The organism is Mammaliicoccus sp. I-M35 (genome assembly GCF_022386455.1).
Taxonomy (GTDB): Bacteria; Bacillota; Bacilli; order Staphylococcales; family Staphylococcaceae; genus Mammaliicoccus; species Mammaliicoccus sciuri_A.
Genome location: NZ_JAJNIL010000007.1, coordinates 1 through 24,547, shown reverse-complemented (window position 1 = coordinate 24,547; position 24,547 = coordinate 1). Strand labels below are relative to the sequence as shown.

At 32.7% G+C, this 24,547-nt stretch carries 32 protein-coding genes and 1 rRNA gene; 18 read left to right on the top strand and 15 right to left on the bottom strand.

All coding sequences use genetic code 11. The features are described from left to right. Positions 1-45: 45 nt before the first annotated feature. The 5 genes from LQ679_RS08995 to LQ679_RS08975 all read right to left on the bottom strand — a co-directional run bounded on the left by LQ679_RS08995 (position 46) and on the right by LQ679_RS08975 (position 3,147). Positions 46-381, bottom strand: coding sequence for a hypothetical protein (locus tag LQ679_RS08995; RefSeq protein WP_239762526.1), 336 nt, complete (start codon positions 379-381; stop codon positions 46-48). Next, positions 378-2,330 carry an AAA family ATPase gene (locus LQ679_RS08990; protein ID WP_239748933.1) on the bottom strand — a complete coding sequence of 651 codons (1,953 nt, stop codon included), beginning with the start codon at positions 2,328-2,330 and terminating at the stop codon, positions 378-380. Before LQ679_RS08990 ends, LQ679_RS08995 begins: the two co-directional genes overlap by 4 nt. Before the next feature lie 86 nt (positions 2,331-2,416). Beyond that, positions 2,417-2,722, bottom strand: coding sequence for a hypothetical protein (locus tag LQ679_RS08985; RefSeq protein ID WP_239748934.1), 306 nt, complete (start codon positions 2,720-2,722; stop codon positions 2,417-2,419). Next, positions 2,723-2,902, bottom strand: coding sequence for a hypothetical protein (locus LQ679_RS08980; protein WP_218697272.1), 180 nt, complete (start codon positions 2,900-2,902; stop codon positions 2,723-2,725). A gap of 44 nt (positions 2,903-2,946) precedes the next feature. Further along, the gene (locus tag LQ679_RS08975; RefSeq protein WP_070369236.1) at positions 2,947-3,147 is read right to left on the bottom strand and encodes a hypothetical protein; all 201 of its coding nucleotides are present in this window, start codon (positions 3,145-3,147) and stop codon (positions 2,947-2,949) included. A 72-nt stretch (positions 3,148-3,219) separates the two neighbouring features. Between LQ679_RS08975 and LQ679_RS08970 the strand changes: the two genes are divergently transcribed. Then, complete coding sequence (locus tag LQ679_RS08970) at positions 3,220-3,594, top strand: hypothetical protein (RefSeq protein WP_239748935.1); 375 nt, start codon at positions 3,220-3,222, stop codon at positions 3,592-3,594. On the opposite strand, the gene LQ679_RS08965 is transcribed toward LQ679_RS08970, so the two are convergent. The 3 genes from LQ679_RS08965 to LQ679_RS08955 are packed head-to-tail and all read right to left on the bottom strand — an operon-like array spanning position 3,591 to position 4,799. Next, the gene (locus LQ679_RS08965; RefSeq protein WP_239705741.1) at positions 3,591-3,791 is read right to left on the bottom strand and encodes a hypothetical protein; all 201 of its coding nucleotides are present in this window, start codon (positions 3,789-3,791) and stop codon (positions 3,591-3,593) included. The two genes, LQ679_RS08970 and LQ679_RS08965, sit on opposite strands and share 4 nt — an antisense overlap. A 20-nt stretch (positions 3,792-3,811) precedes the next feature. After that, positions 3,812-4,555 (bottom strand): phage antirepressor KilAC domain-containing protein, encoded by a 744-nt coding sequence (locus tag LQ679_RS08960; RefSeq protein WP_239748937.1) that lies wholly within the window; start codon positions 4,553-4,555, stop codon positions 3,812-3,814. A gap of 52 nt (positions 4,556-4,607) precedes the next feature. After that, positions 4,608-4,799, bottom strand: a complete 192-nt coding sequence (locus LQ679_RS08955) for a helix-turn-helix transcriptional regulator (protein WP_239748938.1) — start codon at positions 4,797-4,799, stop codon at positions 4,608-4,610. Positions 4,800-4,960: 161 nt separating this feature from the next. On the opposite strand from LQ679_RS08955, the gene LQ679_RS08950 reads away from it, so the two are divergent. Genes LQ679_RS08950 through LQ679_RS08925 form a run of 6 tightly spaced genes read left to right on the top strand, consistent with a single transcriptional unit; the run spans position 4,961 to position 7,495 of the window. Further along, entirely contained in the window at positions 4,961-5,290 is a 330-nt protein-coding gene (locus tag LQ679_RS08950; protein ID WP_239748940.1) for a helix-turn-helix domain-containing protein, read from the top strand. A 10-nt stretch (positions 5,291-5,300) separates the two neighbouring features. Then, on the top strand, positions 5,301-5,765 hold the full coding sequence (locus tag LQ679_RS08945; protein WP_239748941.1) for an ImmA/IrrE family metallo-endopeptidase: 465 nt from the start codon (positions 5,301-5,303) through the stop codon (positions 5,763-5,765). Between the two features lie 14 nt (positions 5,766-5,779). Then, a complete protein-coding gene (locus tag LQ679_RS08940) occupies positions 5,780-6,724 on the top strand; it encodes an exonuclease domain-containing protein (RefSeq protein ID WP_239748942.1) in 945 nt (314 codons plus the stop codon). Then, on the top strand, positions 6,721-7,071 hold the full coding sequence (locus LQ679_RS08935) for a hypothetical protein (protein WP_239748943.1): 351 nt from the start codon (positions 6,721-6,723) through the stop codon (positions 7,069-7,071). The genes LQ679_RS08940 and LQ679_RS08935 overlap by 4 nt, the downstream gene beginning before the upstream one ends. Positions 7,072-7,098: 27 nt before the next feature. Beyond that, a complete protein-coding gene (locus tag LQ679_RS08930; protein ID WP_239762525.1) occupies positions 7,099-7,269 on the top strand; it encodes a hypothetical protein in 171 nt (56 codons plus the stop codon). A gap of 31 nt (positions 7,270-7,300) precedes the next feature. Next, positions 7,301-7,495, top strand: a complete 195-nt coding sequence (locus LQ679_RS08925) for a hypothetical protein (protein WP_239705735.1) — start codon at positions 7,301-7,303, stop codon at positions 7,493-7,495. Here the strand turns inward: LQ679_RS08925 and LQ679_RS08920 are convergent. Continuing rightward, positions 7,492-8,082 (bottom strand): hypothetical protein, encoded by a 591-nt coding sequence (locus tag LQ679_RS08920; protein ID WP_239705734.1) that lies wholly within the window; start codon positions 8,080-8,082, stop codon positions 7,492-7,494. The genes LQ679_RS08925 and LQ679_RS08920 overlap by 4 nt on opposite strands. A 195-nt stretch (positions 8,083-8,277) precedes the next feature. Here LQ679_RS08920 and LQ679_RS08915 point away from each other — a divergent pair, with 195 nt between their 5' ends. Beyond that, positions 8,278-9,459 (top strand): tyrosine-type recombinase/integrase, encoded by a 1,182-nt coding sequence (locus LQ679_RS08915; protein WP_239705733.1) that lies wholly within the window; start codon positions 8,278-8,280, stop codon positions 9,457-9,459. 319 nt (positions 9,460-9,778) lie between these two features. Beyond that, on the top strand, positions 9,779-9,922 hold the full coding sequence (locus tag LQ679_RS08910) for a hypothetical protein (RefSeq protein WP_164961626.1): 144 nt from the start codon (positions 9,779-9,781) through the stop codon (positions 9,920-9,922). Positions 9,923-9,957: 35 nt separating this feature from the next. Here the strand turns inward: LQ679_RS08910 and LQ679_RS08905 are convergent, their stop codons facing one another. From LQ679_RS08905 to tsaE, 5 genes are all read right to left on the bottom strand, one after another. Next, positions 9,958-10,386: a VOC family protein gene (locus LQ679_RS08905; RefSeq protein WP_037589607.1), complete on the bottom strand. Its 429-nt coding sequence runs from the start codon at positions 10,384-10,386 to the stop codon at positions 9,958-9,960. Between the two features lie 76 nt (positions 10,387-10,462). Next, a complete protein-coding gene (gene tsaD, locus LQ679_RS08900; RefSeq protein WP_239762523.1) occupies positions 10,463-11,476 on the bottom strand; it encodes a tRNA (adenosine(37)-N6)-threonylcarbamoyltransferase complex transferase subunit TsaD in 1,014 nt (337 codons plus the stop codon). After that, a complete protein-coding gene (gene rimI / locus LQ679_RS08895) occupies positions 11,469-11,936 on the bottom strand; it encodes a ribosomal protein S18-alanine N-acetyltransferase (protein WP_049320460.1) in 468 nt (155 codons plus the stop codon). The genes tsaD and rimI overlap by 8 nt, the downstream gene beginning before the upstream one ends. Then, positions 11,909-12,574 carry a tRNA (adenosine(37)-N6)-threonylcarbamoyltransferase complex dimerization subunit type 1 TsaB gene (gene tsaB / locus LQ679_RS08890; RefSeq protein WP_239762520.1) on the bottom strand — a complete coding sequence of 222 codons (666 nt, stop codon included), beginning with the start codon at positions 12,572-12,574 and terminating at the stop codon, positions 11,909-11,911. The genes rimI and tsaB overlap by 28 nt, the downstream gene beginning before the upstream one ends. After that, the gene (tsaE, locus tag LQ679_RS08885; protein WP_025905051.1) at positions 12,555-13,013 is read right to left on the bottom strand and encodes a tRNA (adenosine(37)-N6)-threonylcarbamoyltransferase complex ATPase subunit type 1 TsaE; all 459 of its coding nucleotides are present in this window, start codon (positions 13,011-13,013) and stop codon (positions 12,555-12,557) included. Before tsaE ends, tsaB begins: the two co-directional genes overlap by 20 nt. Before the next feature lie 448 nt (positions 13,014-13,461). Between tsaE and ilvD the strand changes: the two genes are divergently transcribed. The 9 genes from ilvD to ilvA are packed head-to-tail and all read left to right on the top strand — an operon-like array spanning position 13,462 to position 24,249. After that, complete coding sequence (gene ilvD / locus LQ679_RS08880; protein WP_025905050.1) at positions 13,462-15,150, top strand: dihydroxy-acid dehydratase; 1,689 nt, start codon at positions 13,462-13,464, stop codon at positions 15,148-15,150. 12 nt (positions 15,151-15,162) lie between these two features. Further along, entirely contained in the window at positions 15,163-16,896 is a 1,734-nt protein-coding gene (gene ilvB / locus LQ679_RS08875; RefSeq protein WP_025905049.1) for a biosynthetic-type acetolactate synthase large subunit, read from the top strand. Then, positions 16,896-17,369, top strand: coding sequence for an acetolactate synthase small subunit (ilvN, locus tag LQ679_RS08870; RefSeq protein ID WP_025905048.1), 474 nt, complete (start codon positions 16,896-16,898; stop codon positions 17,367-17,369). Before ilvB ends, ilvN begins: the two co-directional genes overlap by 1 nt. Positions 17,370-17,403: 34 nt before the next feature. After that, positions 17,404-18,411: a ketol-acid reductoisomerase gene (gene ilvC / locus LQ679_RS08865; protein WP_025905047.1), complete on the top strand. Its 1,008-nt coding sequence runs from the start codon at positions 17,404-17,406 to the stop codon at positions 18,409-18,411. Between the two features lie 29 nt (positions 18,412-18,440). Next, the gene (locus tag LQ679_RS08860; RefSeq protein ID WP_126477222.1) at positions 18,441-19,973 is read left to right on the top strand and encodes a 2-isopropylmalate synthase; all 1,533 of its coding nucleotides are present in this window, start codon (positions 18,441-18,443) and stop codon (positions 19,971-19,973) included. Then, positions 19,970-21,010 (top strand): 3-isopropylmalate dehydrogenase, encoded by a 1,041-nt coding sequence (gene leuB, locus LQ679_RS08855; protein ID WP_191836004.1) that lies wholly within the window; start codon positions 19,970-19,972, stop codon positions 21,008-21,010. The genes LQ679_RS08860 and leuB overlap by 4 nt, the downstream gene beginning before the upstream one ends. 15 nt (positions 21,011-21,025) lie before the next feature. Continuing rightward, positions 21,026-22,399 (top strand): 3-isopropylmalate dehydratase large subunit, encoded by a 1,374-nt coding sequence (gene leuC / locus LQ679_RS08850; RefSeq protein ID WP_239762514.1) that lies wholly within the window; start codon positions 21,026-21,028, stop codon positions 22,397-22,399. Beyond that, the gene (gene leuD / locus LQ679_RS08845; RefSeq protein WP_107577066.1) at positions 22,400-22,969 is read left to right on the top strand and encodes a 3-isopropylmalate dehydratase small subunit; all 570 of its coding nucleotides are present in this window, start codon (positions 22,400-22,402) and stop codon (positions 22,967-22,969) included. Between the two features lie 14 nt (positions 22,970-22,983). Next, positions 22,984-24,249, top strand: a complete 1,266-nt coding sequence (gene ilvA / locus LQ679_RS08840; protein WP_239762512.1) for a threonine ammonia-lyase IlvA — start codon at positions 22,984-22,986, stop codon at positions 24,247-24,249. Positions 24,250-24,460: 211 nt separating this feature from the next. On the opposite strand, the gene rrf is transcribed toward ilvA, so the two are convergent. Beyond that, positions 24,461-24,547 (bottom strand): 5S ribosomal RNA (gene rrf / locus LQ679_RS08835); the annotation flags it as partial.

Here is a 24,547-nt window from a genome sequence, read left to right as displayed (position 1 = left end):
CAGTAGCTAATAATATGGTTAAGAGTGTTTGTTTTTTATACTGTTTCAATAAATCTCAGAAACGTCTTTAATTAATTGAATATCTTCTTTGCTTACTTCATATATGCAATTCATTCTTGTTGCTACCAGGTATACATCAATTGAATTTGTTTCTATTTCAACCATTTCGTCAATAAAGTCATTTTCATTAAGTTCAAAAGTGGCTAATTGTTTTAATCCATATCTGAATCCAGCGATGAATCCAGACGCATTACAGTCAATTTTCTTTCTAACAATTACTTCTTGATAACCGTCATCATCCACTTCAGATTTAAATGGATGGTTATTCGTCTTCTTCCAACGTTTGTTAATCCGTACATAATCACCTAATTCATATTTCATACGCTTTTCTCCATTCTTAATGAATCGTCTTCTTTACTAACAACTAATCTAATCTGTTGTGATTTTGTTGGTAAAATATCAATTACTGATTCAGCATTATCTATAAAGATTGGTGCATTAATTTTGTAGTGATCACACAATGTATTAATGATGTCTAATCCTGCATTAAGCTTTTTAGCGCTATTTAATCCCCTGTGATATTCAATACCATTTACAGTCGTTTCACACGTTTCTTTAACTTCTCCGTCTACTTGTGTATAGAACAATTTGAAGGTCACATATTTAAACTTGCGATTGATGTTATCTGTTAACTTATTGATTTTTGTAATCGTGAATTTATTCAATTTGTAAAGTTGGCCAGAATAAATTTCTTTCTCGTCTAATAACTCATCTTCTTTATTTCTTAATTCTTGAATACGTTTTTCGATGTTCTTATTAGATGCAGCAATAGACTTCAATTTATCTAAATGTTCTTTTTCAGCATTTAATTCATTTAACTGTGAATCTAATTCATCAAGGCGATCATCTACTTCTTCTTGAATGTTCATACGTTTCTTATTGAGTTCGTCAATATCTCTTTGAACTTCTTGGTATTCGCTTGATTGCGTTACATCTGTTATTTGTGATTTCAGGTTATCAATCTTACTTTTAATTCTTTTAGACTTCTCTGTAGCTAAATCTATTAATTTTTGATGTTTATTATTTTCTTCGTTTAGTGCATCAATGATTGGTTTAATCTTTTTACCGTCTTCCAAAACTCGCTCAATAGAACCAGTAATAACTTCAAGTTCATTCGATTTTTCTTTATTGAATTTCATGAGTGCATTTTCTCTTGCATCTTCCACTTTTTCGGTTGGCAACTCTTGGCCACAACATGAACAAACTTTTTCATCTACATGTTCAAACTTGTGATTTTTAGCCTTTTCTAAATCAGCCTTTAATCTTTTATGCTCTGATAAAAGTTCTTTTCTTCTACCTTCTTCATATTGAATCTGAGTTTGATTATTCTTCATTTTTGACTTGTAATTCAAAATAGTACTTTCTTCTGCATTAAACTCATTCATAAGTGAATGAATTTTTGATTCAGTAGTAGATGAGAGGTCTCTTTTGATTCGTTCTAATTCTGATTGTTTATCTTTCACTCGATTGCGTAATTCAATTTCAGCACTTCCATTTTGTAATTCATATCTCTTATTTACTAATGATTGAATATTCTCTTCAAGCTGCTTGTAATCAGATTCGTTCAATTGTTCTACTTCAACCAATGAATGTGATGCTTCATTGATACGTGTTGGTATATCTTTAATTTGTTGATTAATTTGCTTAATCTTATCTGCAATGATTTTCTTCTTAGTTTCGATATCGTGTTCAGTTAGTAACTCTTTTAATCCTTCTAGTTCTGGATCACTTGAAATAACATCTTCATCTGAAATATCATCAGCAATTTCGAATAATAAATTACGACGTACTTTCCAATCTAATTGATTGAAAGCACCAGGGTTTGTAATAAGCTTGAACACATCTTCATCTATAATCTCAGCAACCCTGTTTTTAAAATCAGTAACCTTTACTTTTTCATCATTTATATATTGATACTTCGTTCTACTTCGGTTGTATTCTTTACGATTTGTTTTCTGGTTCGTTGAATACTTAGGGTGTGATTCCTTCTTAAGTGTTAGTAATCCATCATCAATCTCAAATTCAGCTATAACTGTAGGGATTAACTCATACTGTTCTTCGCCTTTTTCATTTTCTGGTACTGGGTTAAATGATTTTGTTGAACCATCTAATCCTTTATCAAATAGCAACCATTGTAATGCTGTAGCCGTTGTTGTTTTACCTGTACCATTTTGGCCATAAATATCTGCATCTTGGCCATTAAATTCAAAAGTTTGATTTTTAAAGCCTGCAAAATTCTCCATTACTAATTTGTTTAATTTTAATTGCATTGCTTAATGTCCTCCTCCGTGTTATTCTGTACGTGTATTTTTATTTGAAATTGTGCCTTTTCCAATTGCCGTTGGATTAGGCTTTTTTAATATCGAGTCTTAATTTTAAAGTCATAAGGTTTATTGCTGCCTTTTAGTATTTCAACCATTAGGGCATCTACTTCACTCGTGTTGTCGTCAATCCAACTTATAATCGTGTCATTCATTTCTTCAAAAAGACCTTCAGCTGTATCTTCAACATGTACTTCTGCAGCAAATACCAAATCATGATTAGTACTAAATACCTTCACTAAAATTAATTCTTCGTTTATAACTTCATATCTATGCAAAAATTTAAAACCATAATGATATTCTGTCTTTGAGACTTGTGAACCTATTTTAAAATATGACATTTACATTTCCTCCTGTTCTAAAAATATTTGATCAGCCATTTCAAATCCTGCAACTGTCACTATCCAAAATAGAAACGAATGCTCAATAGGTGTTGTACTAAATGACGAAATAATAAAAAACTCAACTACAATTGCTAATGTTAGTGCTGGGTACTTGATAATGTTCCATGCTATATTCATACTTTTTTCTCCTTTAGAGTATGCTCCCCAAGTCTCCAATTTGTTTAAGCATCATACTCGTACATTATTTGTATACATATATCTTTTGCTTTGTCAGATGGCCACCAGGATTTTCTGTTTGTTTTTTTAATCTCAATTGCTTTCATCCGACTATCTTTCACGATGTGATTTCTAAAGAATTTCTCTCCAATGCACATTCGTTCTTTAATTTCTTCTGCATCAACTAGCCAGTCTCCTTTCGGCATGAAAGATCACATCCTCTTTTATTTTTCTTTTGGTATAATTTAGTTATCCCTATGTGAAGGGAGGTGTTTACTATGAGCATATTTGATTTCTCAGAAGAAAAAGAATATTTAAGAAAGTTAGTGGTTACTGGATATTACGATACAAAGGAAGCCATTGAACAAATTGTTGATAATGACAATGAATTATTGGCACTTCATTACTTATCAAAAGCTAATTCTTACTTTGTAACTTTAGAATCTTATGTTAGAAGTAAGGAAGACTTATATCGTTACGAATTTACTCAAGTTGTAAAAGCTTTTACAGAAGTCTATGAAGAGGCGCTAGATTGTGTTCGAGACAATCATTCACATCAACATACTTTGATTAACTTCGATCAATTTAAAGAAAAGCTACATCCAGTATTGGGCTATGTTGATTCCAATCTTGACCTAGAGCTAAATAACTAACCTTCATGACCTCTTGTTAAATCAAGAGGTCTTTTTTCTTTTGATATCTCGGTGTTTTGAATGTGATGTACTATACGTCTATCAACCAACAAAAATACTTTTTTAAATTGCTCATATGATAATCCGTATTCGTGAATTAATTGATAAATCTTACGTTCTACTGCACTTTCTTCCAAATTAAGCTTTAATTCATTCACTGTGTTTCCTCCTTTATCTACTACGCCTGTTCACCTAAGAACTTATTGATAAAATATTGTTGGCCTTTACCAGTTACTTTTGGTGTCTTACTAATCGATACATGACCATCTGAATGTGTGATTGATGTTTCTTTGATTTCAAACAATTCTCGCTCCATCGAATATTGTGTTGGCATGTTATAATCAATGCCTTTTCGTTTGATTAAGAATCCATTTTGACGTAACCATTCAAATAACCTGCGTTGTCCAATTTCTACACCATTCTGTTTGATTATCTTTGCTAATTCTCCAACTAGGATTGATGTTTTTGTTGTTGCAACTGCATCAGCAAATAATACTTTTGGTTTATCCTTTTCAATCTGTGTTTCTAATTGAAAAATTGTGCTATTTGCTATTTTTAAAGCTCGTTGCATGATCATTTCTGGACTGTTCCATGCCTTTTCAATTTGAATGAAATACTCTCTAAAATCAAAACCTCTTTCAGTACCTGACATCATCGCTATATGCTTTGCTACATCAAGAGTTAAAGCGTAATCTTCTAGTTGTCTAACAGCACCATTATTAACAACCGTACTTGTAAGTACACTTGTAAAATCTCGGTTTTCTTTAAAATGTTTTAAATTAATATCTGCCCATGCGCTAAAACGTTTTTTGACACCTAACGCTTTGTATAACTCTCTTGCGCTTATTGCGATTTCTCCATTTTCTTTTTCTTGAATATTGAACATTTCGCTGATTTTTGATTTCGTTTTTAATTCGTTCATTTGTTACCTCCGTTTTCATAAGTGATAAAAAGTGATATTGATATTAAAAAAATTAGACCTTAATTTGGTCAATTTCAATTTCATATAGTTTAGCAAGAGCATATATAACTAATTCTTTAACATTCGAATCGTTTTTTTCCCACTCTCCAACCGTTTTTACGCTCACTTTTAATACATCTGCAACATCTTGTTGTGTCATTTCACGTATTTGTCGCCAATTACGTATCGATAATTGTTCTGGCATTTTCTTTACCTCCCTTCCTGAATATCACTTTATATCACTTTAAGTTCATAGTCAAGCAAAAAAGTGATAAAAAGTGAGTAAAAGTAATAAAAAGTGTTGTTTAATTTTGCCTAATGTGATAAATTAATATTACAAAAAGTAATATTAAAGGAGAAAATTACATGTCACATAAAAGTGTTAGACAAATTTTATCTCAAAATTTAAAGAAACTAATGGACGATAATAACGTTACCCAAAGTAAACTTTCTGAATCGCTGGGATTAAGCCAATCTACTATTTCAAATTGGTTAAGAGAAGAAAAATATCCTAGAATTCAACATATTCAACAATTAGCGGACTTCTTCAATGTTCCTAAGTCTTATTTGACAGACGAAAATAAAGAAGAATTAGATAACCTAGCAGCACACTTAGACGGAGACTTTACAGAAGAAGAATTAGCAAAGATTAGAGAATATGCTGAAATGGTTAGAAAAGCTCACCGTAATATGTAAGGGGGATTTGATGGGACGATACGAAGAACTGCTAATTAAAAATGACCATCTTCCTATAGGAGATACTTTTGAATTGGAAGGCAACTTCGAAGGGTTATATGACAATGGCGTTATATTAGTTGATAAAACTCTATCTACAGCAAGAAAACATGAAGTCTTAGCTGAAGAGCTCGCTCATTACAAATTAACTGCCGGAAATATTACAGATCAAAGCAATTTTAATAATAGAAAATTTGAGAACTATGCCCGAAGATATTCTATGGAACAAGTTGTTTCTTTAGACGGAGTTATAAAAGCTTATAAAAATAGTTGTCACAATTTATATGAAATGGCTAATTACTTTGAAGTGACAGAAAAATACATAGTTAAGGTAATTGAGCATTATAAAACGAAGTTTGGCTTATCCACTTATCACAATGGTTATGTTATAAGATTTGAACCATTGCAGGTGTTTAAACATATAAATATTGATTAAAGGAGCAATGTAGAATGAAAAAGTATGATATTGCTGTTCTAGATTTTGAAACTATGAACGAATATACAAATAGCCCTTGTGAAATAGCAATTTCGTTGATTAAAGATTTAAAAATCTCAGAAGAATTTTCGACTTATATTAATCCACCTAATAATAAATATAGTTTATCTAATGCTAAAATACATAAAATATCAAAAGAAGTAATTTTAAATTCTCCCACATTTGAAAATATATATCCAAAAATTATTTCTTTAATAGAAAGTGCCCAAATTGTAATAGCACATAATGCAAACTTTGATATTTCAGTATTAAATTCAACTATAGAAACATGTAATTTAGAGAAACAAAATTTTATTTACATTGATAGTGTAAATTTATTTAAGTATTTTCATGGAAATATATCTGTGAGTATGGATAGTTTATGTGATTTATATAACATAGATAAAACAAAGTTGCATTCAGCAAAATATGATGTTCACAGTTTATCTACAATTTTAATAAAACTTGCTAAATTTCAAGAAACTTCAAGTGTTTTAGAACTAATTCAAAGTATGAAAAAACAGTATATACGCTTTAGTAATTTAACTAATATACAAAGGTCACTTTCAAAAGTCGCTTTCACCAAGCCGGATATGAAACTATCTGACATTAACAAAATCACTCCAGATAATGAAGAAAATCTATTATTAAAAAACAAAAACATTGTTTTTACAGGAGAATTCAATATTTCGAAATCAGAATTAATGATTCTTACTAGAAAAATTGGTGCAAACATCCGCAGCACCGTATCGCCTAGAACACATATTTTAGTTGAAGGTGTTCAAGATGAAAAATATATGGATGAGAACGGCTTAGTTTCAAAGCAAAGAAAAGCAAGAGAACTTATAGCTAAAGGGTGTCAAATCCAACTAATTAACGAAAAGGAATTATTAAATTATATAAATGGTGATTATAAATGATTAAAAAAATATACACTAATAAACACGTTTTCCTAATTGATGAACTTGAAGAAGAATACCAAAGTGATGCATATTACGGTTATAACTTACTATTATCAATATATGTTGGTGTCAACAATACAAAAAATACTCATTCTGGTTATTTTGTATTTGAAGATAAGCCTATCAGAGTAGCGAAGAAAAAAGACGTAATTAAAGAAGAAAAACCAACAGAGTTAGAATTGGAATTTTATCATTTACTCAAAAAAGAAAAAGCTATTGGTTATTCAAAGAAACTTATAAAAGACTATCAAATCGATAACTATATTATTTATTATGAAATTCTATCTGATAAACCTCACAATTAGTGAGGTTTTCTTGTAAGGAGGTAAAATATGAAAGTATTAAACTACACAGTTACACACATTTACATTTTGACTAATGATGGTCATCAACTAAAGATTATAAATCCTGGCCATAAAAACAAAAAGGAAACAAATAAATGGTTAGAGATGGTTGCATCTGATTATGACAAAATGATGAAAGACGAAAATAAAAACGTCTAACTATGTTAGACGTTGAAAGGTGGTGTTATGTGTGCGTAAAGGAAATAATAACCAAAATAGTAATAACAAAAAGCCTGGTCATTTAGGTAGTGGTCCAAGTAATGGAGAAAAAAGAAACAATGACAATGTAAGAAAAAATTATAGAAATAGAACTTCTGATTTTCAACGTCCTTCAGAATCCACAATGGAATCTTTATTTGGTGATGATTATAAAAACAAAGATTAATCGTTAATTTGATAAATTTTAAAATAATAATCAGAATTGTTTGGTTGATAAATATAAGAAATAGATATATGCGATTTATCTTTTAATTTAGGAGTCGGTTCAATAATGAATATTGAATCAAGATTTTCTGTTAATTCATGCTTATTCAATATTCCTTGATAAATAGGATCATCTTTTATGTTATTATACCGCTCTATATAAAACTTAGCATTTTTTTGTAAAATACTATCTATTGCAGATGACTTAACAAAAGGTGCATAGCCTTCAGCTATTCTTTGCTTATTCATATATTTCCTAAACATCTTAAACATTTTAGGATAAACATAGATATTTAATAATATAATTATAAATATTGCTAATAATATGGTAACCAGATATTTAGTTAATGTTCCCCATTCGAGTACGTTTATACAATTTTGAACTAGAAAGAAAATAGATACGTTAACAAGCGAAAACATAATAGAAATCATTTTCTTTATTTCATTTTTTTCTGTATCAAAAAATGACAAATAATCTAAATAAATATAAGTTAGAAGTCCGGCTACACCTGAACTTGATAATAACAAGATAATTTCCAATACAATCACCTACTTTTTACCCTATTATAACATAAGAACAAATAATAGATTAATTATTTGTTCATAAGTAAAAGTTATACATAAATCATATAACAGGTGATTTTTACTTATAAAAATAAATGTAGTTTTATACATTGAAAGGCGGTGATAACCTAAGACTTAACGACCTCCCCAAGTCTCCAAACTTAACTGGAGGTAGTTTCTATGAAATATATTAAGTCGAAAAAATATGAAAATGTATATAGTTATAAGACCACAAATGGTGATAAACGTTATTGCTATAGGCTCAAATACTATTTGGATGGTAAACGAAAAGAGAAACAAAAAAGTGGATTCTTAACTGAAAAAGCTGCATATAGAGAAGTTTTGTTATTAAAAACAGATATAGAAGAACAAGATTATTCAGTTATAGAAGCAGACAAGATTACTGTTAAACAGGCGGCTGAAATGTATTTCGAGTTTAAAAGCCCCAGCTGGGCAAACTCAACGTTAAGAAATAACAAAAACTATATTAATAATCACATTATCCCTTTAATAGGTAAAACCTATTTATCCAGATTAACACCATATGAGGTACAAACTAGTCTAATCAATCCGCTTCAAGATAGAGTGAATTATAGGACAACTTATAACATCTATTGTACTTTTATTGCCATACTGGATTTCATGGTCGATAACGAAAAATTAAAACGAAATAAAATATCAGGAAAAATGCATTTTAAAGAAGAAGATACCCAACCAATTTTTTATAATCAAAGTACCTTAAAATGCATATTACATTATGCTGATAGTATGGAGCCTGTTTATAAAACCATTGTTTATACACTTACCTATACTGGTATGAGAATCGGTGAATTACAAGCTTTGAGATGGACAGATATTGATTTCAAAAATAATACGATCAGTATTAGAGAATCTAGAAATGACCATGACAATTTTACAAAAACAAAAACGAAACGTTCAAAAAGAACTATTCACGTAGATCCTGAATTGATAAAAATGTTGAAAGAATATCAAAAATACATCGAGAATAAATCTTTTTATCGCAATACACCTATCGATATCCATTCAGCAATTTTTGTTGGTAATTATGGATTAAAGCCTATTTCTAGAACAATCATTTATCAAGCATTCAATCAGATGTCTGAGGATTTAAATATAAAAATCCATGCACATGCTTTTAGGCATTCTCATGCTACATTACTATTAAAAGGTAATCAGTCTATATTCTATGTTGCTGAACGTTTAGGTAATACACCTAAGATGATTGAGTCTACTTATGGCCATATTATAGATAGTGCCAAACGTGACGTTTCAGATGCTTTTTCAAAAATACTGTCGGAAGAAGTGTCGGAAGTCATTTCATTCGACGCTCAATCCCTTTGATACCAAGGGGTTTGGGCGAACATGCTTGACTTTGTGCACAAGTACAAATGTTCTGTATTGACTTTATGATGAATACGTGACCTTCATGTATTTTTTGTAAATATTTTAAATTCTAAATGTTGAAATGACTAAAATATTAATATATTTATCAATTAGGCTAGATTTAATATCAATTAAGACTTATAATTTATGTAACCAATTTTCTTGTTTATAGACTTTAGTTATAAATTCTACTTTTATTTTGAAGTTAATGATGTGCTTAGAGTTAAATTTCATTGATTAATTGGTCTTGTGTATGCTACAGAAGGGATGATGATTTATGAAACAATCTAACATTGAAAATTATACAACGAAAGCTAAGGAACTATTGAAACATAAAATTATAACTAAAGAAGAATATGATCAACGTATAAAAGATTATACTGACTATACGAATAGTGAAGGCAAATACGCACGCAAATAAAAAAGGACGTTCAAAATTTTGAACGTCCTCTTATATTATTCTGTATATGCATTTACCATCCAAGTTACACCAAATGGATCTTGGAATGAACCAAAGAGTGGTGACCACTCTACCTCGTTTAAAGGCATATCAATTTTACAACCCGCTTCTTCAGCTTTCTTAAACAATTCGATGACAGCTTCTCTATCCTGCTCATCGTTATAATTAAACTGAAAACATGCTTGAGCGCCTTCGTTATTGATATCTTTATTTTGCCAAGTGTCACTACATAAAAATGTCTTCCCTAATAAGTTAAAGCTCGCGTTCATTGTAAAAGATTCGGGCAATTTAAATTCATCAGGTGCATCTTTAAACATCTCATGGTTACCCGGAACTCTCATAATATCCGTTGCACCTAATTTTTCTTCGTAGAACTTTAATGCTTCAATACTATTTTTAAAATTAAAATAAGTATTAACTTCCACTTTACAACGCCTCCTCAATCTTTTTATATCATATTGAGTATAACGTCTATAGTGCAATATTACAAATTATTGTATATTAAAATGCTTCAATATCTAGAGAGCTTTTACCGTTTAATTTCATATTTGAAAAGCGGTTATTTTCATATAAGAAATGAGCTACTGACCCTATCATAGCAGCATTATCTGTACATAAATTTAATGGTGGAATACTAAGATCTATTCCTAATTTATTTGATTCTTGTTCTAGTGCATGACGTAACCCTTTATTCGCAGCTACTCCACCAGCCACAATTAAATGTTGAACATCATAGTCTTTAACTGCAGCCATTGTTTTGCCGACAAGTACTTCAACAACACTATTTTGGAAACTAGTCGCAACATCTTCTTTTATGATTTCTTCATTTTTTTGCTTTTTATTATGCAATGTATTAATAACTGCGCTTTTCAAACCACTGAAACTGAAATCATAGCTGTCTTTTTCTAACCAAACTCTAGGAAAATTCAAAGTATCTTGACCGATTTGAGCAAGTCTATCAACTTCAGGACCTCCTGGATATGGTAAACCTATTGTTCTAGCAACTTTGTCATATGCCTCACCGACTGCATCATCACGCGTTTCACCTATAACTTCAAAATCTAAATGATCTTTCATGTAAATCAGTTCTGTATGTCCACCAGAAACGATTAATGCAATTAAAGGAAATTCTAATGGTTTAACGAGATGATTAGCATAAATATGCCCTGCAATATGATGAACTGGAATAAGTGGCTTTTGATGACTAAATGCTAAAGCTTTAGCACTTGCAACACCGACAAGTAAAGCACCAATTAATCCTGGACCTTCTGTTACGGCTATTGCATCAATGTCATCCATTTGCATATTTGCATTTTTTAAAGCTTCATCAATCACTGTTGTCATCACTTCAACATGTTGACGACTCGCTACTTCTGGTACTACACCGCCAAATTTTTTATGTGTCATCATTTGTGTAACAACTTCATTACTGATAATTTCATTGCCGTTTTTTATGACACTTGCTGCTGTTTCATCACAGCTTGTTTCTATACTTAATATAATTGATTCAGACATTTTTTAGACTCACCCACATCACTTTAGCATCCTCTCCATCGCCATAATAATTTTTCCTAACGCCACCATACGTAAAGCCAGCTTTCTCATAAACATGTCTCGCCGCTTCATTATCCACTCTTACTTCTAAGCTCATCGTTGTACAAGTTGCACTTGCAAAAGTCATCGCATATTCTAATAACATTTGTCCTATTCCATTACCTCTATATTGCTCGGCAACAGATATTGTCGTAATTTGTGCTTGATCAATAACTAACCACAATCCACAATATGCAATGATTTCTTCACCTATAGATACAACAAAATAATGCGCAAATTCATTTTTCTCTAACTCATGATAGAATGCGTCAATAGACCATGAACTTTGTGTAAAACTATGATTTTCTATTTCGTATACTTGAGGGACATCTTCAATTGACATTTTTCTAATTTCTAATGCTTCGTTTGATTGTTTTTCCAATTTTGTTCCGCCTCTGATAATTTTAGATATCTTGGTTTTAGTTCATGAACATTTAACACCGGTTGTTCCTTAATTTTATACATTATTGAAGCATCAGGTAATTTTGAAAGACTTCTACCTTCTAACTTATCTTGTAACTTTAATACATCGTGACCAATAAATATATACGGATGATTTTGTGATTTTAAAAATTGATTCAATGCTTCAATAGAAATATAACTATCTTCTTTGATTGTTTCTAATTTATCATCTTTATATTGATAAACACCAGCAAATACATGGTCTCTTCTAGCATCAAATAATGGTACAATAAGATCATTTTCGTTGTTATATGTTGCTGCTAATGCCTTTAAAGATGAAACTTCATATAAAGGAATATCCAAAGTATATGCCATCGTCTTTGCTGTTGTAATACCAATTCTTAACCCCGTATACGAACCAGGTCCATTAGCAACGACTATATCTGACAATGTTTGAGGTGTTAATTGCGCTTCATCCATTAATGATTCAATAACGGGCATTAATTGTAATGAATGATTCTTCTTTATATTGGACTGATAATTGATTAATACATTTCCCTCTTTAACAAGTGCTACTGCTAAAGGTTGATCAGAAGTATCAATTAGTAATGTTGTCATCATTTAGCACTTCCTTTATCTGTTTATAATGTTCACCTTTAGAAATAATTTCAAACACCCTTTTATCGGCGTCAATATACTTAATGTTGATTTCTAAACGCTCTTTAGGTAAATATTCTTGAATGAATTCACTCCATTCAATAATCGTAACACCATTATCATTAAAGTATTCATCAAACCCTAAATCTTCGTCACTATCTTCTAATCTATAACAATCCATATGATGAAAAGGCAATCTCCCTTTGTAGGATTTTATTATATTAAAGGTAGGTGAATTAATGTTTCTTTTAACGCCTAAAGCCTTTCCGAAATATTGGCTAAAAGTGGTTTTACCCGCTCCTAAATCTCCATTCAACAAAATAATATCATTTTCAGTTACAACTTGAGCTAATTTTTCAGCAATTTGCTGCGTTTTTTCTAATGAGTCAACTTGAATAATCACTAATTTGGCACCTACCTTTTCTTTACTTAAACTAACTGAACTATTATAACAAATATTTATTTAATTGGGTAATGAATGGTTCATTTATCAGTAAAGCGCTTTCATTATCTAAATTTTTAGAAAAATCTAAATCTTCTGTTGACATGTATTCTGATATGCGTTAAATTTAGTACATAAATTTTTTAACTATTCAAAAATCTTAACTAAAAATATGGTTCACATTTGAGAAGAAAGGACGAGTTGTAATGAATTTCACAATGACGGCAAATAAACCGACAATCGAATACAGCATATTAGTGATTTTATTACGCTCAGAAGGACTCGAACAACAGTAAGCTTCAATTTACTGTATGGTTTAAGTCCTATTTCTACTTGAATGGGACTCGAAGCAACGTCCCATATTTATTGGGACGTTGCTTTTTTATTTTTCTAGAGGAGTGTAATTATGAGAAGTGACATGATCAAAAAAGGTGATCACCAAGCACCTGCAAGAAGCCTATTACATGCAACAGGACAAATCAAGAGCCCAACGGATATGAATAAACCATTTATTGCGATTTGCAATTCTTACATTGATATTGTCCCAGGACATGTTCATTTAAGGGAATTGGCAGATATCGCAAAAGAAGCGATTAGAGAAGCAGGTGGTATTCCATTTGAATTCAATACAATCGGTGTTGACGATGGTATAGCAATGGGTCACATCGGGATGCGCTACTCATTACCAAGTAGAGAAGTTATTGCTGACGCAGCTGAAACTGTTATTAACGCACACTGGTTTGACGGCGTATTCTACATGCCAAACTGTGACAAGATTACACCAGGAATGTTATTAGCATCTGTTAGAACAAACGTACCTGCAATCTTCTGTTCAGGTGGACCAATGAAAGCTGGTCTATCTGCAACTGGTAAAGCATTAACTTTATCTTCGATGTTTGAAGCAGTTGGATCATTCAAAGGTGGTTCAATGACGAAAGAAGAATTCTTAGATATGGAAAAGAACGCATGCCCTACTTGTGGTTCATGTGCAGGCATGTTTACAGCAAATTCAATGAACTGCTTAATGGAAGTATTAGGATTAGCATTACCTTATAACGGAACAGCTATTGCTGTAGGAGAAGAAAGAAGAGAATTAATTAGAGAAGCAGCCTTTAAACTAATGGACTTAGTTAAAAAAGACATTAAACCTAAAGACATCATTACTAAAGATGCAATTGATGACGCATTTGCTTTAGATATGGCAATGGGTGGTTCTACAAATACAGTCCTTCATACTTTAGCTTTAGCAAATGAAGCTGGTATCGATTATGACTTAAATAGAGTAAATGAAATAGCTAAACGTACACCTTACCTATCTAAAATTGCACCAAGTTCTTCATACTCAATGCATGATGTACATGAAGCAGGCGGTGTACCAGCTATCATCGGTGAATTACTCAAACTCGATAATGTTTTACATCCTGACCGTATTACAGTCACAGGCAAAACATTAAGAGAAAATAACGAACATCGTGAAATTAAAAATACAGAAGTTATCCATACAAGAGATAATCCATTCTCTGAAACTGGTGGCTTATCAATGTTATTTGGAAATATCGCGCCAGATGGTGCTGCTATTAAAGTTGGTGGTGTTGATCCATCAATCAAGAAATTTGTTGGTAAAGCGATTTGCTTTAGTTCACATGATGAAGCGGTTGAAGCAATTGATAACCACACTGTTAGAGAAGGTCACGTTGTTGTCATTCGTTATGAGGGCCCTAAAGGTGGACCTGGAATGCCGGAAATGTTAGCACCTACTTCATCTATCGTCGGTAGAGGTTTAGGTAAAGATGTTGCATTAATTACAGATGGTCGATTCTCAGGTGCAACAAGAGGTATCGCTGTCGGACATATTTCACCAGAAGCTGCCGCGGGTGGACCTATCGGACTCATCCAAGACGGTGATGAAATCATCATCGATTTAACGAATCGTACATTAGATGTAAATGTTTCTGAAGCAGAATTACATGCTAGAAAACAAAACATTGAACCATTTAAAGCTAAAGTTAAGACTGGTTATCTTGCAAGATACACTGCCCTTGTAACAAGTGCAAATACAGGAGGCATCTTGAAAGTACCGGACGAACTAATTTAAGGAGTGATTTGCATGGCACTAACTACTAAATCATACAAAGAACCAGATGAAGCAACTAAAGAAAAGACAATAACTTACACAGGGGCAGAATTACTTGTCCAATCATTTATTGATCAAGAAGTCGATTACATCTTTGGATATCCTGGCGGTGCTGTCTTACCTTTATATGATGCCTTTTATGAAGGTAAAGTGCCTCATATTCTTACGAGACACGAGCAAGGTGCAGTTCACGCAGCTGAAGGATATGCAAGAGTTACAGGTAAACCTGGTGTTGTAGTCGTTACTAGCGGACCTGGCGCAACTAATACAATTACTGGAATAGCTGATGCTATGAGTGACTCAATTCCACTAGTTGTACTTACAGGACAAGTTCACAGACCAGGTATTGGTAAAGATGCTTTCCAAGAAGCGGATTTACTCTCTATGACAACACCTATTACAAAGCATAATTATCAAATTACAGATGTAAAAGATATTCCAAAGATTATTGATGAAGCATTTCATATTGCTTCAACTGGTCGTAAAGGTCCAGTTGTAATCGATTTTCCTAAAGATATCGGTGTTTTAGAAACAGTTGAAGTTTCTCCAAGAGAGCTTAATTTACCTGGATATCATATTAACTTAACGCCAGAAGATAAAGAGATTGAACAAGTTATCCAAATGATTCGTTTAGCAAAGAAGCCAATTATACTTGCTGGTGCTGGTGTTAACCATGCTGAAGCTTCAAAGGAACTTACAGCATTTGCTAATAAATACAAAATTCCTGTTGTAAACACTTTGCTAGGATTAGGTTCTATCCCCTACTCTGACCCATTATTCTTAGGTATGGGCGGTATGCATGGATCATATGCAAGTAACATGGCATTAACAGAATGTGATTTGTTAATTAACTTTGGTAGCCGATTTGATGATCGTCTAGCAAGTAACCCAGATGAATTCGCAAAAGACGCTAAAGTTATTCATGTAGATATCGATCCATGTGAAATTAACAAAATCATTCCTACAGATTTAGGTATTATTGCCGATGCAAAACAAACATTAGAAGCACTATTAGAATATGATGCTCATGAGCTTATCCATCATGAATGGTATGAACATTGTTTATCTAATAAAGCAACATATCCATTTAGATATGACAAACCAACTGATGACTTTATTAAGCCACAACAAGCAATTGAGTATATCGGAAAGATTACAAACGGAGATGCCCTTGTTGCAACTGACGTAGGTCAACATCAAATGTGGGTTGCACAATATTATCCATTTAAAACACATGGTCAAATTATTACAAGCGGTGGTTTAGGAACAATGGGCTTTGGTATCCCAGCTGCTATGGGTGCCAAGTTTGCACATCCTGACAAGACAGTTGTTGCCTTTGTTGGTGACGGTGGATTCCAAATGACTAACCAAGAAATGGCCATTTTAAATGAATTTGATAATGACATCAAAATCGTATTAATCAACAATGGTGCTTTAGGTATGGTTAAACAATGGCAAGATAAATTTTATAGCCAACGTTTTTCTCATTCAGTATTTGCTGGGCAGCCTGACTTTATGAAGCTTTCTGAAAGCTATGGCGTTAAAGGTTTCATGATCGATTCAAATGATAAATTAGAATCTACGCTTGATGAAGCATTCGCTCATAAAGGCCCAGCCTTAATCGAAATTAGAATTTCCCCTTCTGAACCAGTACTTCCAATGGTTCCAAGTGGACAACCAAACTACAAAATGGAGGGCGTTGAATAATGAAAAGAACAATTAAGACTCAAGTACTCGATAGAGCGGGTACACTCAACCGACTTACAAGTATTTTTGTAAGGAGACAATACAACATTGTTTCTCTTTCTGCAACGCCTACTGAAACAGAGGGCATTACAAATATTACATTTATTGTGGATGTTTCAGATGAAAGTAGTACAGAAACAATTATTAAGCAGTTAGAAAAGCAAGTAAATGTAATATCTGCCCTAGATATTACAGATAACAACCTATTTAATAGAGAACTTATTTTAATCAAGTTAGGACATCCTGACGATTATCAAACGTTCGAAAAAATCATTAAGCCTTATGAAGGTCAATTAACCATTTTAAAAGATTTAGAAGATTATATTTATATTCAAGCAATTGGAACCCATCAAACAATAGAAAATCTATTGGATGATTTAAAAATATATCCTGTGACACAAGTGTCACGAACAGGTTCTGCAGGATTACTATAATACAAAATAAAACAAATTAATGGAGGCATTTATTATGACTAAAGTATTTTATGACAACACGGTAACAGAGGACGCATTACAAGGTAAGAAAATCGCAGTAGTTGGATATGGTTCACAAGGACATGCACATGCTCAGAACTTAAAAGACAACGGATATGATGTTGTTATTGGTATTCGTCCAGGTAAATCATTTGATCAAGCTAAAGAAGATGGTTTTGAAGTATATCCAGTAGATGAAGCTGTTAAACAATCTGACGTTGTAATGATTCTATTACCAGATGAAATTCAAGGACAAGTTTATAAAGAAGAAATTGAACCTAACTTAGATGAAGGAAATGCTTTAGTATTTGCTCATGGATTTAATATTCACTTTAAAGTTATTCAACCACCAGCAAACGTAGATGTATTCTTAGTTGCACCAAAAGGACCAGGTCACCTAGTTAGACGTACATTTACTGAAGGAAGTGCTGTACCTGCACTATACGCTGTATATCAAGATGCTACAGGCAAAGCAACTCAATTAGCATTAAGCTATGCAAAAGGTATCGGTGCTACTAGAGCTGGTGTTATCGGTACAAGCTTTGAAGAAGAAACTGAAACTGATTTATTCGGTGAACAAGCAGTACTTTGTGGTGGTGTAACGAAACTTATCCAATCAGGTTTCGAAACATTAGTAGAAGCTGGCTACCAACCAGAAATTGCTTACTTCGAAGTATTACATGAAATGAAATTAATCGTTGATTTAATGTATGAAGGCGGAATGGAAAACATGCGTTATTCTATTTCAAACACTGCAGAATTTGGTGATTATGTATCTGGTGAACGTGTTATCACACCTGATGTTAAAGAAAATATGAAAGAAGTACTTAAAGATATTCAAACAGGAGCTTTCAGTGATCGCTTCATTAAAGATAACGAAAATGGCTTCGAAGAATTCCTAAGAATGCGTAAAGAGCAACAAGGACATCAAATCGAATCAGTAGGTAGAGAATTACGTGACATGATGCCATTCGTTAAAGCTAAAAGTATTCAAACTAAATAAAAGTACTAGAATTTAAGGAGAGGATTATTATGTCAGACCATATTCAAATATTCGATACAACACTAAGAGATGGAGAACAAACACCAGGCGTCAGTTTTTCATTTGATGAACGCCTCAAAATTGCTATACAACTAGAAAAATGGGGAGTCGATGTAATAGAAGCTGGCTTCCCCGCTTCTAGTGAAGGTAGTTTTAAATCAGTAGAAAGTATTGCTAAAGCATTAACAACAACTGCAGTTTGCGGATTAGCTAGATGTAAAAAGTCAGATATTGATGCTGTACATGAATCAACAAAAGAAGCACAACATAGACAAATTCATGTTTTCTTAGCAACTAGCCCTATCCACTTGGAATATAAATTGAAAATGACTGAAGAACAAGTATTAGCATCTATAACAGAAAATGTAACTTATGCAAAAACATTATTTGAAAAAGTTCAATTTTCACCTGAAGATGCTACAAGAACACCTTTACCATTTTTAATTAAAGCAGTGCAAACAGCAGTTGATGCTGGTGCAGATATTATCAATATTCCAGATACGGTTGGTTATTCTTATCCTACAGAATATGGTCAAATCTTTAAGACACTTATTGAAACAATTAAAAGTGATCATGAAGTGATATATAGTTCTCATTGTCATGATGATTTAGGTCTTGCTGTAGCAAATGCCCTATCTGCTTTTGAAAATGGTGCACGAAGAGTTGAAGGTGCAATTAATGGTATCGGTGAACGTGCTGGTAATACTGCTCTTGAAGAAATTGCACTTGCACTACACGTTAGACAAGATCATTACAACCTATCTACTAATATCAATCTAGCTGAAACTAAAAACACAAGCGACATGGTAAGTAGATATTCAGGTCTTCGAGTCCCAAGAAACAAAGCAATCGTTGGTCAAAATGCCTTCAGTCATGAATCTGGTATTCATCAAGACGGTATTTTGAAAAATCCTGAAACTTATGAAATTATGACACCTCAACTTGTCGGTGTTGTTAAAAACTCTTTACCACTTGGTAAACTATCTGGTAAACATGCGTTTAGTGAAAAGTTAATTGAACTTGGATACAATCTCTCACCAGATGAACAAGTGGAAGTATTTAAACAATTTAAATCAGTCGCAGATAAGAAAAAACAAGTAACTGATCGAGATATACACGCTATCCTTCAAGGTAGTGAACATGAAGAAAATGCATACTATAAAGTAAATGCACTTCAACTTCAATTTGTATCAAATGGCTTACAAAGCGCTGTTGTCGTTATTGAAGATAAAGAAGGAAATACTTATAAAGACTCATCTATTGGTTCAGGTTCAATTACATCAATTTATAATGCAATTGATAGAATTTTTGATTACACACCTGAATTACAACAATATCGAATTGAATCTATTACAGAAGGTACGGATGCTCAAGCTGAAGTACACGTTCAAGTAGAATTCGAAGATGAAGTATATACAGGTATCGGTATTGACTACGATATTCTATATGCTTCTTGTAAGGCATATGTTGAAGCACATGCTAAACACAGTGAGAACAAATTGAAAGAAGGCGTAAAGTCATGACATACAAAATCACTGCCCTACCCGGTGATGGAATCGGTCCAGAAATTTTAGAAGGTAGTATTGAAATACTAGAATTATTATCAAAGAAATTTAATTTTGATTATGAAATAGATACTAAAGATTTTGGAGGTATCGCCATCGATAAACATGGCGAGCCTTTACCTCCAGAAACTTTAACTGCTTGTCAAAACAGTGATGCAATATTATTAGGAGCCGTTGGTGGTCCTAAATGGACTGATCCAAAAAATAGACCAGAACACGGCCTATTAGGTATTAGAAAAGCATTAAATTTATTTGCTAACATTAGACCAACTATTGTTACTGAATCAACTGCACATTTATCACCATTAAAAGAAGAACTCGTAAAAGGTACTGATTTTATCATTGTACGTGAATTAACGGGTGGTTTGTATTTTGGAGAACCAAAATATTTTGATGATGAAAAAGCAATTGACACACTTGCATATACTAAAGAAGAAATTACAAGAATCGCACACGTTGCATTTCAATTAGCTACTAAACGAAATAAAATCGTTACATCAGTAGATAAAGAAAATGTACTAAGCTCTTCAAAACTTTGGAGACAAACATTAGAACAAGTTTCTAAAGAATATCCAGATGTCACACTAAATCATCTTTTAGTAGACGCATGTAGCATGCATTTAATTACAAATCCTAAACAGTTTGATGTTATTGTAACTGAAAATTTATTTGGGGATATTCTAAGTGATGAAGCTTCAGTTATCCCAGGATCACTTGGCCTTTCACCTTCTGCAAGTTTTGGTGAGAATGGACCAAGTTTATATGAACCAATACATGGTTCTGCACCTGATATAGCTGGTCAAAATAAAGCAAACCCAAGTGGAATGTTACTATCATTAGCAATGTGTATTAGAGAAAGTTTACATCAACCTGAATGCGCTCAGTATTTAGAAGATATCGTATTTAGCACAATCAAGAAAGGTATTGCAACTAAAGATTTAGGTGGAAATAACAGTACATCTGAAGTCTTCGAAGCAATCAAAAATAATATTTAGAAGGAGGAAAACGACATGTCTCAAACATTATTTGATAAAGTATGGAATCGACATATAATAGCTGGTAAAGAAGGTGAACCCCAATTATTATACATCGACTTACACCTTATTCATGAAGTTACATCTCCTCAAGCATTCGAAGGCTTAAGATTACAAAATAGGAAAGTAAGACGTCCCGATCGAACGTTTGGAACATTGGATCATAATGTACCTACAGTTGATATATTCAATATTAGAGATGAAATTGCTAATAAACAAATTAGTGCTTTGCAAAAAAACTGTGAAGCATTTGGTGTAAAGTTATTTGATATGGGTTCAGATGAACAAGGTATCGTGCATATGGTTGGCCCAGAAACAGGTTTAACACAACCAGGTAAAACTATCGTATGTGGTGATTCACATACTGCAACGCATGGTGCATTTGGAGCTATTGCTTTTGGTATAGGTACAAGTGAAGTAGAACATGTTTTTGCAACTCAAACACTATGGCAAACTAAACCAAAGAACTTGAAAATTCAAGTTGATGGTACATTGCCAACTGGTGTTTATGCTAAAGATATTATCCTATACTTAATCAATCAATACGGAGTTGATTTTGGTACTGGTTACGCTTTAGAATTCGCTGGTGAAGCTATTTCTAATATGACAATGGATGAGCGAATGACAATTTGTAATATGGCTATCGAAGCTGGTGCTAAATATGGCATGATGAAGCCAGATGAAACAACTTTTGAATATGTAAGAGGACGTAAATATCAACCAGAGAACTTTGAAGCAGCTATTGAAGATTGGAAAACTTTGTATTCAGATGAAGATGCTACTTACGATAAAGTAATTACTGTAGACGTAAGTGATCTTGAACCACAAGTCACTTGGGGTACAAGTCCTGAAATGGGTGTTAGTTTTAATACACCATTCCCAGAAATTAAAGATTTAAATGATGAAAGAGCCTATAATTACATGGGCCTTCAACCAGGTCAAACTGCTAGAGATATTCCTCTAGGTTATGTTTTCCTTGGTTCTTGTACAAATGCAAGACTTTCAGATCTTATTGAAGCAAGTAAAATTGTAGATGGTCATAAAGTCCATCAAGATATTACAGCAATAGTCGTTCCTGGCTCTAGAAGTGTTAAACTTCAAGCAGAAGCACTTGGTCTAGATAAAATTTTCAAAGAAGCAGGATTTGATTGGCGTGAACCTGGATGTTCAATGTGTCTAGGAATGAACCCTGACCAAGTTCCTAACGGTGTTCACTGTGCTTCAACAAGTAATCGTAACTTTGAAGGTCGTCAAGGTAAAGGCGCAAGAACGCATCTCGTATCTCCTGCAATGGCAGCAGCAGCAGCTATTAACGGAAGATTTGTAGATACTAGAAAGGTGGTCATTTAAATGGAACCAATTAATATTTTTAATGGTAAAACAGTTCCCCTACTCAATGATAATATTGATACGGATCAAATCATTCCAAAAGCTTTTTTGAAAAGAATTTCTAAAACTGGTTTTGGCCCCTTCTTATTCGACGAATGGCGTTATTTAGAAGATGGTTCTGATAATCCAGATTTCAACTTAAATAAACCAGAATACAAAGGTGCAAGCATACTTATTTCAGGTGATAATTTTGGTTGTGGCTCATCAAGAGAACACGCAGCTTGGGCATTAAAAGACTTTGGATTCTTAATCATTATAGCAGGTAGTTTTAGTGATATATTTTATATGAACTGTACTAAAAATGGTATGTTACCGATTGTAATTGAAAATAAAGAAGACAGAGAAGCAATAGCACAACATAGTGAAATAACGATTGATTTACCTAACCAACAAATTATCACACCTGAAGCAAAATATCATTTTGATATAGATGCGACATGGAAGAATAAATTGGTTAACGGTTTAGATGATATTGCTATTACATTAACTTATGAAGAACAGATCAACCAATATGAAAAAATGCACAACTAATTGGGAGTGGTAGAATGACCTTAAAAACACGTTTAAGTGCTGAAGATATAGAAGAAGCATTTTTAAAATTAAAAGATACAGTTAAACAAACACCATTAGAAAAAGATATGTATTTATCACAGAAGTTTGACTGTAATGTATATTTAAAAAGAGAAGATTTGCAATGGGTACGTTCCTTTAAATTAAGAGGTGCGTACTATGCAATTAATCAGTTAACAGACGAAGAACGAGCAAATGGCGTTAGTTGTGCGAGCGCAGGTAATCATGCACAAGGTATCGCATTCACGGCTAAACAACTCGAAATCAAAGCTGTTATATTTATGCCAGTAACAACACCAGCTCAAAAAATTAATCAAGTTAAATTTTTCGGTGGTGAATTTGTACAAATAGAATTAATTGGCGATACTTTTGATGATTGCTTAAAACATGCGTTAGATTATACTGAACAATTTGGATTAAGCTTTATTGATCCATTCGATAATATTAATACAATTGCTGGTCAAGGTACGATTGCTAAAGAAATAGTAGATTATGCAGAAGAAGAAAACATCAAATTTGATTATTGCTTCGCTGCAATCGGTGGCGGTGGCTTAATTTCAGGAGTAGGCACTTATCTTAAAGATACAATGCCTACTACTCAAGTCATTGGTGTAGAACCACTTGGAGCAAGTAGTATGGCGCAATCTGTTAAAGCTAATAAAATTGTTACATTAACGGATATCGATAAATTTGTAGATGGCGCTTCAGTAGGAAAAGTTGGACAATTAACATTCGAAATTTCAAAAAATGTTGTTGATGACTTTGTGGCTGTAGATGAAGGTGAAGTATGCAGTACAATCCTAGATATGTACTCTAAACAAGCTATTATTGCAGAACCAGCTGGCGCATTAAGCGTCACTGCACTTAATCATTATAAAAATGATATTAAAGGTAAAAATGTTATTTGTATTGTCAGTGGTGGTAACAATGATATTAACCGAATGAAAGAAATTGAGGAACGCTCACTTTTATTTGAAGATATGAAACATTACTTTATTGTTAACTTCCCACAAAGACCAGGTGCATTAAGAGAGTTTGTTAACGAAGTACTTGGACCAAATGATGATATTACAAAATTTGAATACTTAAAAAAATCGAGCCAAAATACAGGTTCTGTTATTATAGGCATTCAACTTAAAGATCATAATGATTTAGACCAACTTTATAAGAACGTTAGCGAATTTGATCCTAAATACATCTATATTAATAAGAATAAAATGCTTTATTCATTACTAATATAAGTACGTAACCAAATAAAAACATCTCATTTCTCTGTTTATTACAGAAAGAAATGAGATGTTTTTTTAGTTATAAATCGTATTCTATATGCTTAGTTATTATATACTGTATACATGCCCTTTATCTTCTACTTTATTTCAACTAAATTTAAACATAAAAAAAGAGACCTAACAGGTCTCGAGTGCGGCTCATCGCATCCATTTATAAACATTTGCCCGGCAACGTCCTACTCTCGCGGAACGTAAGCCCAACTACCATCGGCGCTAAAGAGCTTAACTTCTGTGTTCGGCATGGGAACAG

Coding starts and splice junctions, on each gene's coding strand:
- LQ679_RS08995 (WP_239762526.1), bottom strand. CDS start 381: ATGAAATATGAATTAGGTGATTATGTACGGATTAACAAACGTTGGAAG.
- LQ679_RS08990 (WP_239748933.1), bottom strand. CDS start 2,330: ATGCAATTAAAATTAAACAAATTAGTAATGGAGAATTTTGCAGGCTTT.
- LQ679_RS08985 (WP_239748934.1), bottom strand. CDS start 2,722: ATGTCATATTTTAAAATAGGTTCACAAGTCTCAAAGACAGAATATCAT.
- LQ679_RS08980 (WP_218697272.1), bottom strand. CDS start 2,902: ATGAATATAGCATGGAACATTATCAAGTACCCAGCACTAACATTAGCA.
- LQ679_RS08975 (WP_070369236.1), bottom strand. CDS start 3,147: ATGCCGAAAGGAGACTGGCTAGTTGATGCAGAAGAAATTAAAGAACGA.
- LQ679_RS08970 (WP_239748935.1), top strand. CDS start 3,220: ATGAGCATATTTGATTTCTCAGAAGAAAAAGAATATTTAAGAAAGTTA.
- LQ679_RS08960 (WP_239748937.1), bottom strand. CDS start 4,555: ATGAACGAATTAAAAACGAAATCAAAAATCAGCGAAATGTTCAATATT.
- LQ679_RS08955 (WP_239748938.1), bottom strand. CDS start 4,799: ATGCCAGAACAATTATCGATACGTAATTGGCGACAAATACGTGAAATG.
- LQ679_RS08950 (WP_239748940.1), top strand. CDS start 4,961: ATGTCACATAAAAGTGTTAGACAAATTTTATCTCAAAATTTAAAGAAA.
- LQ679_RS08945 (WP_239748941.1), top strand. CDS start 5,301: ATGGGACGATACGAAGAACTGCTAATTAAAAATGACCATCTTCCTATA.
- LQ679_RS08940 (WP_239748942.1), top strand. CDS start 5,780: ATGAAAAAGTATGATATTGCTGTTCTAGATTTTGAAACTATGAACGAA.
- LQ679_RS08935 (WP_239748943.1), top strand. CDS start 6,721: ATGATTAAAAAAATATACACTAATAAACACGTTTTCCTAATTGATGAA.
- LQ679_RS08930 (WP_239762525.1), top strand. CDS start 7,099: ATGAAAGTATTAAACTACACAGTTACACACATTTACATTTTGACTAAT.
- LQ679_RS08915 (WP_239705733.1), top strand. CDS start 8,278: ATGAAATATATTAAGTCGAAAAAATATGAAAATGTATATAGTTATAAG.
- LQ679_RS08910 (WP_164961626.1), top strand. CDS start 9,779: ATGAAACAATCTAACATTGAAAATTATACAACGAAAGCTAAGGAACTA.
- tsaD (WP_239762523.1), bottom strand. CDS start 11,476: ATGTCTGAATCAATTATATTAAGTATAGAAACAAGCTGTGATGAAACA.
- tsaB (WP_239762520.1), bottom strand. CDS start 12,574: ATGACAACATTACTAATTGATACTTCTGATCAACCTTTAGCAGTAGCA.
- ilvD (WP_025905050.1), top strand. CDS start 13,462: ATGAGAAGTGACATGATCAAAAAAGGTGATCACCAAGCACCTGCAAGA.
- ilvB (WP_025905049.1), top strand. CDS start 15,163: ATGGCACTAACTACTAAATCATACAAAGAACCAGATGAAGCAACTAAA.
- ilvN (WP_025905048.1), top strand. CDS start 16,896: ATGAAAAGAACAATTAAGACTCAAGTACTCGATAGAGCGGGTACACTC.
- ilvC (WP_025905047.1), top strand. CDS start 17,404: ATGACTAAAGTATTTTATGACAACACGGTAACAGAGGACGCATTACAA.
- LQ679_RS08860 (WP_126477222.1), top strand. CDS start 18,441: ATGTCAGACCATATTCAAATATTCGATACAACACTAAGAGATGGAGAA.
- leuB (WP_191836004.1), top strand. CDS start 19,970: ATGACATACAAAATCACTGCCCTACCCGGTGATGGAATCGGTCCAGAA.
- leuC (WP_239762514.1), top strand. CDS start 21,026: ATGTCTCAAACATTATTTGATAAAGTATGGAATCGACATATAATAGCT.
- leuD (WP_107577066.1), top strand. CDS start 22,400: ATGGAACCAATTAATATTTTTAATGGTAAAACAGTTCCCCTACTCAAT.
- ilvA (WP_239762512.1), top strand. CDS start 22,984: ATGACCTTAAAAACACGTTTAAGTGCTGAAGATATAGAAGAAGCATTT.